9 protein-coding genes are annotated in these 13,246 nt (G+C 68.0%); 3 read left to right on the top strand and 6 right to left on the bottom strand.

The window, feature by feature from the left end; all coding sequences use genetic code 11:
* The first annotated feature begins 82 nt into the window (after nucleotides 1-82).
* Entirely contained in the window at nucleotides 83-1,066 is a 984-nt protein-coding gene (locus tag B7R22_RS11290) for an aldo/keto reductase (protein WP_116411821.1), read from the top strand.
* 27 nt (nucleotides 1,067-1,093) lie between these two features.
* On the opposite strand, the gene B7R22_RS11285 is transcribed toward B7R22_RS11290, so the two are convergent.
* From B7R22_RS11285 to hrpA, 3 genes are all read right to left on the bottom strand, one after another.
* Nucleotides 1,094-1,918: an aldo/keto reductase gene (locus tag B7R22_RS11285; protein ID WP_116411820.1), complete on the bottom strand. Its 825-nt coding sequence runs from the start codon at nucleotides 1,916-1,918 to the stop codon at nucleotides 1,094-1,096.
* Between the two features lie 73 nt (nucleotides 1,919-1,991).
* A complete protein-coding gene (locus B7R22_RS11280; RefSeq protein ID WP_116411819.1) occupies nucleotides 1,992-3,200 on the bottom strand; it encodes an MFS transporter in 1,209 nt (402 codons plus the stop codon).
* A gap of 82 nt (nucleotides 3,201-3,282) precedes the next feature.
* Nucleotides 3,283-7,143 carry an ATP-dependent RNA helicase HrpA gene (gene hrpA / locus B7R22_RS11275; RefSeq protein WP_172582316.1) on the bottom strand — a complete coding sequence of 1,287 codons (3,861 nt, stop codon included), beginning with the start codon at nucleotides 7,141-7,143 and terminating at the stop codon, nucleotides 3,283-3,285.
* A 58-nt stretch (nucleotides 7,144-7,201) separates the two neighbouring features.
* On the opposite strand from hrpA, the gene B7R22_RS11270 reads away from it, so the two are divergent.
* Nucleotides 7,202-8,920 (top strand): thioredoxin domain-containing protein, encoded by a 1,719-nt coding sequence (locus B7R22_RS11270; protein ID WP_116411880.1) that lies wholly within the window; start codon nucleotides 7,202-7,204, stop codon nucleotides 8,918-8,920.
* Between the two features lie 36 nt (nucleotides 8,921-8,956).
* Here B7R22_RS11270 and B7R22_RS11265 read toward each other — a convergent pair whose 3' ends face one another.
* The 3 genes from B7R22_RS11265 to B7R22_RS11255 all read right to left on the bottom strand — a co-directional run bounded on the left by B7R22_RS11265 (nucleotide 8,957) and on the right by B7R22_RS11255 (nucleotide 11,370).
* Nucleotides 8,957-9,397, bottom strand: coding sequence for a rhodanese-like domain-containing protein (locus B7R22_RS11265; RefSeq protein ID WP_172582315.1), 441 nt, complete (start codon nucleotides 9,395-9,397; stop codon nucleotides 8,957-8,959).
* Nucleotides 9,398-9,490: 93 nt separating this feature from the next.
* Nucleotides 9,491-10,078 carry a CoA-binding protein gene (locus tag B7R22_RS11260; RefSeq protein WP_116411817.1) on the bottom strand — a complete coding sequence of 196 codons (588 nt, stop codon included), beginning with the start codon at nucleotides 10,076-10,078 and terminating at the stop codon, nucleotides 9,491-9,493.
* Nucleotides 10,075-11,370 carry an O-acetylhomoserine aminocarboxypropyltransferase/cysteine synthase family protein gene (locus B7R22_RS11255; protein ID WP_116411816.1) on the bottom strand — a complete coding sequence of 432 codons (1,296 nt, stop codon included), beginning with the start codon at nucleotides 11,368-11,370 and terminating at the stop codon, nucleotides 10,075-10,077. Before B7R22_RS11255 ends, B7R22_RS11260 begins: the two co-directional genes overlap by 4 nt.
* A gap of 144 nt (nucleotides 11,371-11,514) precedes the next feature.
* Between B7R22_RS11255 and B7R22_RS11250 the strand changes: the two genes are divergently transcribed.
* Nucleotides 11,515-13,122 carry a long-chain-fatty-acid--CoA ligase gene (locus tag B7R22_RS11250; RefSeq protein WP_116411815.1) on the top strand — a complete coding sequence of 536 codons (1,608 nt, stop codon included), beginning with the start codon at nucleotides 11,515-11,517 and terminating at the stop codon, nucleotides 13,120-13,122.
* Nucleotides 13,123-13,246: the final 124 nt, after the last annotated feature.

Below are 13,246 nucleotides of genomic sequence, written 5' to 3'. Positions count from 1 at the left end.
CACACTGTAGGGAGACCAGCTGCGAATCAAGCCCGTGCGGCCCAGATGGTTATGGGGTTGTTATCCGCCTTAGGGTGGGGGAATGCACTCACGCGAACTCGGCCGAACCCACCGCACCGTCTCAGAGATCGGACTCGGCACCTGGCAGCTCGGCGCCGACTGGGGTGATGTGGCCGAATCGGATGCCCTGGCTGTGCTCGATGCGGCCGTCGACTCCGGCGTCACCTTCTTCGACACAGCGGATGTGTACGGTGACGGCCGGAGCGAACAGACGATCGGCACCTTCCTGTCGGCGAATCCCGGCCACTCGATCACGGTCGCCACGAAGATGGGCCGCCGCGAGGCGCAGGTCGCCTCCAACTACGTGCTCGACAACTTCCGGCTGTGGACCGACCGGTCGCGCCAGAACCTCGGAGTCGAGACACTCGACCTCGTGCAGCTGCACTGCCCGCCGTCCGAGGTCTTCGTCGACGACGCCGTCTACGATGCGCTCGACACGCTCGTCTCCGAGGAGCGCATCGCGGCCTACGGTTTCAGCGTCGAGACGACCGACCAGGCGCTCGCCGCCATCGCGCGGCCCGGCACCGCGACCATCCAGATCATCCTGAACGCGTTCCGGCTGAAGCCGCTCGACGAGGTGCTGCCCGCCGCCCGTGCCGCGGGGGTCGGCATCATCGCCCGGGTGCCGCTCGCGTCGGGGCTGCTCAGCGGGAAGTACACGAAGGAGACCACCTTCGACGCGAACGACCACCGCACCTTCAACCGCGACGGCAGCGCCTTCGACGTGGGGGAGACCTTCTCGGGAGTCGACTTCGAGTCGGGAGTCGAGGCGGCTCACGCCTTCGCCGAACTGGTGCCCGAAGGTGTGGCGCCGGCCACCGCCGCTCTGGCCTGGGTCGCGCAGCAGCCGGGCGTGAGCACGGTCATCCCCGGTGCCCGTAACCCCGGCCAGGCCGCCGGCAACGCCGAGGCCGGTTCCCTCGCTCCTCTCGGGGCGGCCTTCGACGACGGCGTGCACCGCATCTACGACCGCTACTTCCGCCAGAGTATCCACTCGCGCTGGTAGCGCTCGCGGCTCCCAGAGCGCTGTGCGTCAGCCGACGTCGTCGGGGTCGCGACCGGTGCGCTCGCCCGTCTCGAGGCTGGCGATGAGCGCGAGGTCCTCCTCGTCGAGGGTGACGTCGAACACGTCGATGTTGCTCGCGATGCGAGACGGGGTGATCGACTTCGGGATCACCGCGTTGCCGAGCTGCACATGCCACCGGATGACGACCTGCGCAGGGGAGATGCCGTGTTTCGCGGCAACCGCGTCGAGAACGGGGGTGCCGAGCACCCGGCCGCGGGCGAGAGGCGACCACGCCTCGGTCACGATTCCGTGCGCGTCGTTGTAGGCGCGGAGCTCTGCCTGCGGGAGCCACGGGTGCAGCTCGACCTGGTTGACACTCGGAACCACACCGGTCTCGGCCGCCAGCCGGTCGAGGTGGTGCGTGTGGAAGTTCGAGACGCCGATGGATCGGGCCAGCCCGTCGGCCTGGATCTTCTCGAGGGCCCGCCAGGTCTCGACATAGAGGTTCTGCTTCGGTGCGGGCCAGTGGATGAGGAACAGGTCCACATAGTCGAGCTTCAGCCGTTCGAGGCTCTCGTCGAAAGAGCGGCGGGCCTCGTCGTAGCCGTGCCGGTCCTGGAAGACCTTCGTCGTGACGAAGATCTCCGAACGTGCGATCCCGGAGCGGTTCACCGCCTCACCGACACCCACCTCGTTGTCGTAGAGCGTAGCGGTGTCGATGTGCCGGTACCCGCAAGCGAAGGCGGCAGCGATCGCCTCCACGGCCTCAGCGTCGGTGACCTTGTAGACCCCGAGCCCCACCTGGGGGATCGAGTGGCCGTCGTTGAGCGGAATCGAGGGGGCTGTCGTCATTGCCCCATTCTTCTACACGCCCGTGCCGAGCGGCGCCGAGCTACCCGGCGCGACACGCCCGGTGCCGAGCGGCTCAGCTCGTGACAGCGGCGAAGGGCTCGGTGTCGGGGATGGGGCTCGCGTCCCTGCCGCGGAGGTCCGGGTGCCAGCGTCGCCCGAGGAGAGGCACGAGGAATCCGACGAGAGCGAGGCAGGCCGCCACGATGAAAGCCCCGGTGGGACCCTGGGCGTCGATGAGGAACCCGGCCAGCGCCGATCCGACCGCCGCACCGATGAGCTGGCCGGTGCCGACCCAGCCGTAGGCCTCGGCCGTCTCGCTGAAACGCACGCTCGACGAGACGATCGAGAACATCACCGCGAGGGCGGGAGCGATGCCCACGCCGGCCAGGAACAGGAAGATCGCCAGCCACCACACGTTCAGCGAGACCGCGGCGATCGCGGTGCCGACAAAGACGACGAGCATGCGCTGCGCGAGTGACCACGGGCCGATGCCGACATGGCCGAGCGCGAGCCCGCCGACGAGCGATCCGACCGCGAACACAGCCAGCACGATGCCGGCCTCCGCGCCGCCGTGCCCGAACGATGCGACGACCCCCGCCTCGATGGCGGCGCAGGCGGCGACGAGCAGGAAGCCGACGATGGTGGCGAGCAGCACCGGCGGCTTCTTCAGAACCGCGCCGAGTCGCTTGCGGCTGCGGGGGATGCGCACCCGGCCGAGTTCGGGGCTCGACAGGAACCAGGCGCCGCCGCCCACGAGGAACGCGACCGCGAGCAGGATGCCCTCGACGGTGCCGATCTGGGTTGCGGTGAAGGTCGTGATGACGGGGCCGACGACCCAGATGATCTCCTGCGCCGAAGCGTCGAGCGAGAACAGCGGAGTGAGCTGCTTCGAGTTGACCATCTTCGGGTAGATGGTGCGCACGGCCGGCTGGATGGGCGGCATCGTGAGCCCGGCGGCAAAGGCGACGACCATGGTGAGGGGAATGGTCATCGGAACAAGGGCGATCACCGAGACGGCGATGGCGCAGACGATGATCGTTCCCGTGATCACCGGTCGCATGCCCCAGCGCCCCATCAGGCGGCTCGTCAGCGGGCCGGCGATGGCCTGGCCGATCGACAGCGCGGCCAGCACCAACCCGGCCGCCGCGTACGAACCGTGCACGTGTTCGATGTGCAGCAGAAAGGCGAGCGAGAGCATGCCGAAGGGGAAGCGCGCCACAAGCTGGGCGGCCATGATCCGGCCGACACCCCGGGTCTTCAGAAGATTCGCGTAGCTACTCACAAGAGATCAAGTGTACCGGTTGGACGGTATGGACGCCTCCGTGGGGGCCGAACCGTCACCGATCCGTTGCCGAGCGTTCAGCTCAGCTCGCGAGAAGCTTCTGCAGCCGTTGCAGCGAGACGGGCTCTGCGGTGCCGAGCGATTGCGCGAAGAGGCTGATCCGCAGCTCCTCGATCAGCCAGCGGGCCCGGATGATCGGGGTGCTCAGCACCGTGGCCGGATCCTTCGGCAGGGGGAGCGTGCCCCCCGAGGCCTCGTAGCGAGCGGTGGCGTTCTGCACCTCGTTCAGCCACGCCCTGTCCCGCGCAGGTGCGTCGGGGAGCTTCTGCATCCGCTGCTCCACGCCCGTCAGATACCGTGGATAGTTCTGCAGCTGCACGATGCCTGTGGACGAGATGAAACCCGGGAAGATCAGCGCAGCGAGCTGGGCGCGGGCATCCGAGAGCGCGGGCAGCAGAGAGACGCTCGTGACGGTCTTGAGGGCACGTTCAGCGTCCCGGGCCTTCGCCAGAGTGGCGGCGACCGTCGCCACTGTCTGGTACATCGAATCGATGATGCCGGCTGACAGACGGTCACGCACGGCCTCGAATTCGGCCCGCGTGTAGAGCAACCTGGTCGGGTGCGCGCTTCGGAGCACCTCGTCGGCACACGCCGCGAGGCAGTCGTCGAAGAGGGCCTGGATGCTCGCATAGGGGCTCGTGGCCAGAATGAGCTTCTCGTTCTGGCTCAGGTGCTCGCGCACATACGACACCGGCGAGGGCACGGCAAGCAGAAGGAGCCGACGGATGCCCGCGGGGCTCAGCCGGTCGGCCTCCTGCTGGGTGCTCATCAGCCGGATGGCGACAGACGTCTTCTCGTCCACAATGGCCGGATACGCGCGAATCACACTGTTCTGGAGTTTCGTGTCCACGAACTTCGGCAGCTCCGTAGAGTCCCATGTTGTCAGGCCGCTCCGCTCCAGCGCGTGGGCGGTCTGCCGAGAGGCGCGGGCGACACTGTCGCGCGCCGCCGAACGGAACCGGGCCTGGAGTGCAGGCAGATCCTTCGACGCCGCGACAGTCTTGCCCGTTTCATCCACGACACGGAAGGAGACGGAGAGATGCGACGGAAGACGAGTGCGATCGAAGTCCGAGGCGGCAACCGGCACGTAGGCCAGACGCGACATCGTCTGGGCAAGAGACGCGAGAAAGGTCAGGTCGTCGCCGGACGGCGCGGCGTGCCCGGTGCCGTTCCCGGTGGCGTCCGCGGCATCCGGCAGCGCCCCCAGCAGTTTCGATGCCCAGTCGGTCGCGGGCACGAAGTTCCGCCGGCTCGCCTTCGGCAGCGACCGGATGAGCGCCGTGACGAGTTCCTCGCGAAAGCCCGGCACCTGCGCTTCGAAACCTGTCGGCTCGAGCCGTGGCAGCAGCGCCAGCGGAACCGTCACGGTGACTCCGTCGTCTTCCGAGCCCGGCTCGAAGCGATACGACAGCGCGAGCTGCTGGTCGCCCTGTTGCCAGGCTGCGGGGAACTGGGACTCGTCGATCTCCGGAGCGCCGTCCGGCAGCAGCGACTCGACGGTCATGCTCAGCAGAGCGGGGGTGTCGTGGCGGGCCTTCTTCCACCAGCCGTCGAAGCTCCGGGCGGTGTTGACGTCCCGCGGAAGACGCTTGTCATAGAACTCGAACACCGCCTCGTCGTCGAGGAGCAGGTCGCGGCGGCGGCTGCGCTCCTCGATCTCGGCGAGTTCGTCGCGAAAGCGCCGGTTCTCCCGGTCGAACGCGTGGTGCGATTCCCAGTCCCCGTCGACCAGAGCGTGGCGGATGAACAGTTCGCGGGCGTAGGCCGCATCCACCCGGGAGAACTGCACGCGCCGCTTCTGGATGATCGGCACCCCATAGAGCGTCACCCGTTCGAAGGCGACGACCGCACCCTGCTTCTTCTCCCAGTGCGGCTCGGAATAGCTCCGTTTGCACAGGTCGCCCGCCAGCGTCTCCGCCCAGGCGGGGTCGATCGAGGCGTTCATCCGGGCGAACAGTCTGCTCGTCTCGACCAGTTCGGCGCTCATCACGGCGTTCGGCTGCTTCTTCGAGAGCGCAGAACCGGGAAACAGGCTGAACCGGGTCTGGCGGGCGCCGACATAGTCCTTCTTCGCCACATCCTTCAGGCCGATGTGCGAGAGGAGGCCGGCGAGCAGCGAACGGTGGATACCGTCGGGGTCGACCGACGGCTCGCCGATCACGAGGTCCAGCGGCCTGCTGAGCTGACGGAGCTGCCGGAAGACGTCCTGCCACTCCCGCACCCGCAGGTAGTTCAGGTGCTCGGCCTTGCAGAGCCGCCGGAATGCGCTCGACGAGAGCTCCCGCTGCTTCTCCTCCACGTAGTTCCAGAGGTTCAGCAGCGTGAGGAAGTCGCTGGTCGGGTCGGTGAACCGTGCGTGGAACTCGTCGGCGCGCTGGCGCTTCTCGAGCGGGCGTTCGCGAGGATCCTGCACAGTCAGGCCGGCCACGATCGCCATCACCTCGCGGCTCGTGTTGTGGTTCTTCGACTCGATGACCATCCGCGCGAAACGGGGTTCGATGGGCATCCGCGAGAGATCGCGGCCCACCCGGCTGAGGGTCGGCACCACGGGCGCGCCGGGCTTGTTCGAGGTCGCACCCGGGGCGTTGATCGCGCCCAGTTCGCTCAGCAGGTCGAGGCCGTCCTTGATGCCGCGGGAGTCCGGCGGCTGCAGAAAGGGGAACGAGGCGATGTCGCCGAGGCCGAGCGAGATCATCTGCAGGATGACCGCTGCGAGGTTGGTGCGGAGGATCTCCGGCTCGGTGAATTCGGGCCGGGAGAGGTAGTCCTCCTCCGAGAAGAGGCGGATGCAGATCCCGTCGCTCGTGCGCCCGCTCCGGCCCGCACGCTGGTTGGCAGATGCCTGCGAGATCGCCTCGATGGGCAGCCGCTGCACCTTCGAGCGCACGCTGTAGCGGCTGATGCGAGCTGTGCCGGTGTCGATCACGTACTTGATTCCGGGAACCGTGAGGCTCGTCTCCGCCACATTGGTGGCCAGCACGATGCGTCGCCGGATGCCCGGGGTGCTCCCCTTCTGGAACACCTTGTGCTGGTCGGCAGCACTCAACCGCCCGTAGAGCGGCAGAACCTCGGTGGCCGAACCCAACGAGGCGGATCCGCCGGAGTTCAGCCGGCCCCGAATAGATTCCTCGGCGTCACGGATCTCGTTCTCGCCGGAGAAGAACACCAATACGTCGCCGTCGCCCTCGCGGGCGAGCTCGTCGAGGGCTTCGTTGACCGCGTCCAGGGGGTCGCGGTCGGCGGTGGCAGTGCTGGTGTCGACATCGTCGACGTCATCCGGAACCCCACCGTCGGCGACCAGCGGGCGGTAGCGCACCTCCACGGGGAAGGTGCGGCCGGAGACCTCGATGATCGGTGCGCCGCCGAAGTGCTTCGAGAAGCTCTCGGGGTCGATCGTCGCCGACGTGACGATGACCTTCAGGTCGGGGCGCTTCGGCAGGAGCTCCCGCAGGTAGCCGAGCAGGAAGTCGATTGTGAGGCTCCGCTCGTGCGCCTCGTCGATGATGATCGTGTCGTACTTCTTCAGCAGACGGTCCCGGTGGATCTCGTTCAACAGGATGCCGTCGGTCATCAGCTTGATGCGGGTGTTCGGCCCCACCTTGTCGGTGAAACGCACCTGGTACCCGACGAGGTCGCCGACCTCCTGCCCCAGTTCTTCGGCGATGCGCTCGGCGATCGTCCGTGCCGCTATGCGCCGGGGCTGGGTGTGCCCGATGCTGGTGCGGCCGAGCTGCAGGCAGATCTTCGGGATCTGGGTTGTCTTGCCCGATCCGGTCTCGCCGGCGATGATGACGACCTGGTTCGCCTCGATGGTGCGCGCGATCTCGTCGCGGAGTCGACTGACGGGAAGCTCGGGCGGAAAGTGGATCGACTCAGGAATCATGGGCGTTCCATTCTACAAGCGACGCTCGGCCGCGGGACCGGGCACGTACGCTGGGAGCATGGCCAACCGACTCGCCGCCGCGATAAGCCCCTACCTCCGCTCGCACAGCGACAACCCGGTCGACTGGTTCCCCTGGGGGGAGGAGGCCTTCGCCGAGGCGGTGCGCCGCGACGTGCCGGTGCTGGTGTCGATCGGATACTCCACCTGCCACTGGTGCCATGTGATGGCCCGGGAGAGCTTCAGCGACCCCGTTCTCGCAGCCGCCCTCAACGACGGTTTCGTCGCCATCAAGGTCGACAGGGAGGAGCATCCGGAGGTCGATGCGGTCTACCTCGCGGCCGCTGGTGCCTTCACCCAGAACCTCGGCTGGCCTCTGAACGTGTTCGCGACCCCCCAGGGCCGGGTGTTCTTCGCGGGAACCTACTCCCCGCCGGTGGCCGTGCAGGGCAATCCGTCGTTCCAGCAGGTTCTGGATGCGGTGCAGGAGGCCTGGCGGAGCAGACGCGACGACGTGGAGAGCACCGCGGGCCAGCTGGTGCAGGCACTCGCCGAGGCAGGAGCGAAGACCACTTCCGAGATGAGTCTCGAGCTGCCCACCGCCGGGGAGCTGGCCCAGGTGGTGTACGAACTCGACGACTACGAGGACACCGAGCACGGGGGGTTCGGCACCGCGCCGAAGTTCCCGGTGGCACCGGTGCTACAGTTCCTGCAGGCGATGGATGCCCCCCTGGCCGATCGCACGCTGCGAGCCATGGCGGGCTCGCCGCTCCGCGATCCTGTGGAGGGCGGCTTCTTCCGCTACGCGACCCGGCAGGATTGGAGCGAGCCGCACTACGAGCGCATGCTCTACGACAACGCACTGCTGCTCGACGCGTACACGACTGCTGCCGAGAAGCACGAGGCAGCGGAGCGTGCGGGAGAAGCTGCAGGCGGCGGCGGTGCCGGCGGTGCCGGCGGTGCGGGCGGCGGCAGTGGCGCCGACGGCGGGGGCGGCGCGGATGGCGCGGGCCACGGCTGGGCGCGAGCCACGGCCCTCGGAATCGCGGGATACCTTGTCAGCCACCTGCAGCAGCCAGAGGGCGGCTTCGCGTCTGCTCAGGATTCCGAAAGTGTCGTTGCGGGCGTCCGCACCGAGGGTGGGTACTACGAACTCGATCGCGAGCAGCGCGCGGGAGAGGAGCCCCCGGCTTTCGATCTCAAGATCCTCACCGGCTGGAACAGTCTCGCCATCGGCGCACTCGCGCACGCGGGAACGGCGTTCGGCGACAGTGCGTTGATCGGGTCTGCCCGGCGTGCAGCGGACTATCTGCTCGAGCATCATCTCCGCTCCGACGGAACTTTGGTGCGCGCGTCGCTCGGCGGCCGCGTCTCGGAGGCTCCGGCGACGCTCGAAGACTACGGAATGTTCGCCACGGCCCTGCTGCAGCTCGGCACGGCCACTGGCGACACGCGCTACAGCCGAGCGGGCGCGGACCTGCTCGACACGGTGATCGCGCCGACAGCCGAGGGCTCCCCGTTCGCCGTTCCCGGCGGCGGCGATCCGGTGCTGGCGGCCCGCGGTCTGCTGCTCGAAGGGGATGTGTCTGAGGGGGCGTATCCGTCGGGCAACAGTGCTGCGGCCCGTGCCGCGTACCTGGTGCACCTCGAGACCGGAGGCGAGTCCTACCGGCGCGTGGCGGTGCGGGCGCTTGCGCCTCTCGGCCCCGACGCACTGTCGCGACCGATCGGGTTCGGTGCCGCCCTCGAGCTCATGGTGCGGCTGCAGTCCGACGGCTGAAGATCGGCTGCGGGGGATCGGCTGCGGGGAGAGCCGTCAGGCCGCCGCGGAGTCCGCAGCGGACTCGACCGGGCGCTCTTCAGCGTTCCACTTCAGGAAGCCACCGACGAGCACACTCACGCGCTCGTAGCCGAAAGTGCCGAACGCCTCCTGCAGGCGAAGGGCGGGCGACGTGACCCCGGGTGCGCTCTCTGTGCCACTGTCGTAGACGACGACCGTGGCACCGGAAGTGATGCCGAGGCGCTCAGCCACTCTGTGGAAAGAGGCCTCGTCCACGCTGAACCGATCGGCGAACAGGGCACCGGGGATGCGCGTGCAACGCGCCTCCGACAGGTCGTCGGGCAGACCGAAGCCCCGGGCATCCAGAACCACCATCGTGTCGGAGCCGAGGTGATCGCAGAGCCACTGGGTCGACACCATGGCCGGCACGGCGGAGCGCGTGGCAGCTGCGGGGAGGAAACCGGGTGCGATGATCACGGACACAACGCTATCGGCGACCAGTGACATCGACCTGAACATTGGGGGTGAATGTCACGGACGCGTAACAATCGGCCTCGTGACCGTTGCGCCCTAGCGAAGGGTCTTGCGCGCCGAGATCTGGCCAGTGTCGAACCCCAGCAGGTGCAGCCCGCCGTGGAAGCGGGCATGCTCGACCTTGATGCAACGGTCCATCACGACGGTCAGTCCCTTGCTCTCGCCGTACTCTGCCGCCTCCTGGTTCCAGATGCCGAGCTGCACCCAGACGGTCTTCGCCCCGCTCGCGATGACGTCGTCGATCACCGAGGGGATGTCACTGGCTTTGCGGAACACGTCCACGATGTCGGGCACCTCGGGGAGCGAGGCGAGATCCGGGTAGGCCGGCTGCCCGAGGATCTCCTTCGCGTTCGGGTTCACGAAGTAGACGCGGTAGTCGCTCGACGACAGGAGGTAGGTACCCACGAAGTAGCTCGAGCGCGCGGCGTTCGGCGACGCGCCTACGATGGCGATCGACTTCGCCGTCCGTAGGATCTTCAGGCGTGCCTTCGCATCGGGGCCGACCCAGGTGCGCTGGGAATTCAGCAGCTTCGCGAGGGGTGACGATGACGGCACCGAGCAGGTCAGGCCGTTCGAGAGCTGGGCCGTCACGAGCTCGTTGGGGGTGTCGTTGGTGAGCGTCATGAGAGACCTTCCGTCGCCTTCGTCAGTGCCTGGTCGAGGTCGTAGACGATGTCCTCGGGGTCTTCGATTCCCACGCTGATCCGCACGATGCCGGGCAGCACGCCCGCCTCGACGAGCTGCTGCTCGTTCAGCTGGGCGTGGGTGGTCGACGCGGGGTGGATCACGAGGGTCTTGGCGTCGCCGATGTTCGCCAGGTGGCTCGCCAGGTCGACGGATTCGATGAACGTGCGTCCGGCATCCCGGCCGCCCTTCACACCGAAGCTGAAGACCGAACCCGGACCCTTCGGCAGGTACTTCAGGCCACGTTCGTAGTGCGGATGCCCGGGGAGCCCGGCCCAGTTGACGTACTCGACGCGGGGGTCGGCGTCGAGCCACTCCGCGACGATCCGCGCGTTGTCGATGTGCGCCTGCATGCGGAACGGCAGCGTCTCGACGCCCTGCGCTAGCAGGAAGGCCGAGTGGGGGGCGAGGGAGGGGCCGATGTCTCGGAGCTGCTCGGCGCGGAGCCTCGTCAGGAAGGCGTATTCGCCGAAGTTGCCCGACCACTCGAGGCCGCCGTAGCTCGGCACGGGCTGGCCGAACAGCGGGAACTTCTCGCTGTGCCAGTCGAACCGGCCGCTCTCGACGACAACGCCGCCGAGGGTAGTGCCGTGGCCTCCGAGGAATTTGGTGGCCGAGTGGATGACGATGTCGGCTCCCCACTCGATGGGCCGGTTCAAAAACGGAGTGGCGATGGTGGAGTCGATGATGAGCGGGATGCCGTGGGCGTGGGCGACCTCGGCGAGCCCCTCGATGTCGGCGATCTCGCCCGAGGGGTTCGCCACGGTCTCGGCGAAGATCAGCTTCGTCTTGTCGGTGATGGCTGCGGCGTAGTCGGCGGGGTCGGAGCTCCGAACGAAGGTGGTGTCGACGCCGAAACGGCGGAGCGTGACATCCAATTGCGTGATCGAACCGCCGTACAGGTTGGCAGATGACACGATGTGGTCGCCCGCGCCGACTAGCGACGCGAAGGTGATGTACTGCGCGGCGAGCCCGCTGGCGGTCGCGACAGCGCCGAGCCCGCCCTCGAGGCTGGCGATGCGCTCCTCGAAGGCAGCGACGGTCGGGTTCGCGAGCCGGCTGTAGATGTTGCCGTACTTCTGCAGGGCGAAGCGGGCCGCGGCATCCGCCGTGTCATCGAAGACGAACGCCGACGTCTGGTAGATCGGCAGCGCGCGGGCGCCGGTCACCTCGTCGGGGATGTTGCCTGCGTGGATTGCCCGAGTCCTGAAACCGTATTCGCGATCTGCCATAGCCTCCAAACTACCGGAGGCTATCGTCACGAATGCCCTCCGGAGGCCCCTGCTACGCAATGTGACGCCGCGGGTCTCGCAGGCAGTTCTGAGACTGCCGATCTAAGCTGGACGCACGTCAATGCCGACTGAGAGAAGCGCTTCATGAGTACAGGTTTTGCCACGATGTCCGTTGCCTCGATCCTGGTCGAAGCAGCGAGACGAACACCCGACCACGTTGCGATCGTGGTCGGCCCAACCGAGACCACCTACGCCGAGCTCTGGCAGCAGACGCGCCAGTACGCCGGAGCCCTGCGGGACCGGGGTGTGGGCCCGGGAACGGCCGTGGCCATGCTGATTCCGAACGTCGCCGACTTTCCCCGGATCTACTACGCGGTGCTGTCTCTCGGAGGGGTCGTCGTGCCGATCCACGCGCTGCTGAAGGGCAAGGAGATCGAGTACGTGCTCCGCGACAGTGGCGCCGAGCTGCTCGTCTGCGCAGCCCCGCTGCTGGCTGAGGGCGCGAAGGGCGCGGGGCTCGCCGGTGTGCCGGTGCTGAGCGTGCTGCTGCCTGAGGCGAACCCCGAGCTGCCGCCGCGGCTCGAGGACGAGGCTCGGGCGTCCGTTCCGATCGACACGTATGTGCAGCGCGATCCGTTCGACACGGCGACCATCCTCTACACGAGCGGCACGACGGGCACGCCCAAGGGGGCTGAGGGCTCGCACCTGGCCCTCGTCGAGCAGGTGAACGTGTCGCTGCTGACGACCTTCGACATGAAGGAGGATGACAAGGTGCTCGGCGCCCTGCCGCTGTTCCACACGTTCGGGCAGACCTGCACGATGAACACGGTCTTCCGCGCCGGAGCGACCATGGTGATGGTGCCGAAGTTCGACGGGGACACCGCGCTGCGGGTGATGAACGAGCAGCAGTGCACGATCTTCATGGGTGTGCCGACGATGTACATCGCGCTTCTGGATGCCGCGACCCGCACGGAGGCCCGGCCGCCGCTCCGCTACGGCATCTCGGGCGGTGCGGCGATCCCCGTCGCGGTGATCAACCGCTTCAAGGAGCTGTTCGGCACCGAGATCCACGAGGGGTACGGCCTCACGGAGACCTCACCCGTCGCCACGTTCAACGTGGTCGGGGTGCCGCCCCGCGCAGGCACGATCGGCACGCCGATCTGGGGGGTGGATGTCGAGATCGCCGATGCCGACACGGCCGACACCATCGTGCTGCTGCCGACCGGCGAGCTCGGGGAGTTGGTCATCCGGGGCCACAATCTCATGAACGGGTACCACAACCGCCCCGAGGACACGGCGAAGGCGATGGTGGACGGCTGGTTCCGCACCGGCGACCTCGGCCGGAAGGACGAGGACGGCTACCTCACGATCGTCGACCGTACGAAGGACATGATCCTGCGGAATGGCTACAACGTGTACCCGCGGGAGGTCGAGGAGGTGCTGGCCGGGCATCCGGCGGTCTCGATGGTCGCCGTCTACGGCGTGCCGCACGAGACGCACGGGCAGGAGATCGTCGCCTCGATCGTGCTCGCGGCGGGCGCTTCGGCCACGGTCGACGAGCTCTCGGAGTTCGTCAAGCAGGATGTCGCGGCCTACAAGTACCCGCGCCACATCGACATCGTGGAGGCGCTGCCGCTCGGCCCGTCGGGCAAGGTACTGAAGCGCGAGCTGGTGGCGGCATACGCGGCGCGCGCGGACGCGGATGCGGATGCGGCAGCACCCGCCGCGACTGGCGCGCCCGTCGCGGGCTGACCCCGCGGGCTGACTCGTCGCTCCGCCCACTGCCGGCGAGGGCCCCGCCGGCCGTCTGCCGCGCTGGACCCCAATTCAGGCACAGGGGCCCGTCGTGTCGAGATGTTCGACGGGGGAGCCGCCT

Origin of the sequence: Subtercola boreus (assembly GCF_003399635.1) — a bacterium.
Taxonomy (GTDB): domain Bacteria; phylum Actinomycetota; class Actinomycetes; order Actinomycetales; family Microbacteriaceae; genus Subtercola; species Subtercola boreus_B.
This window is presented reverse-complemented; position numbering and strand designations above follow the sequence as displayed.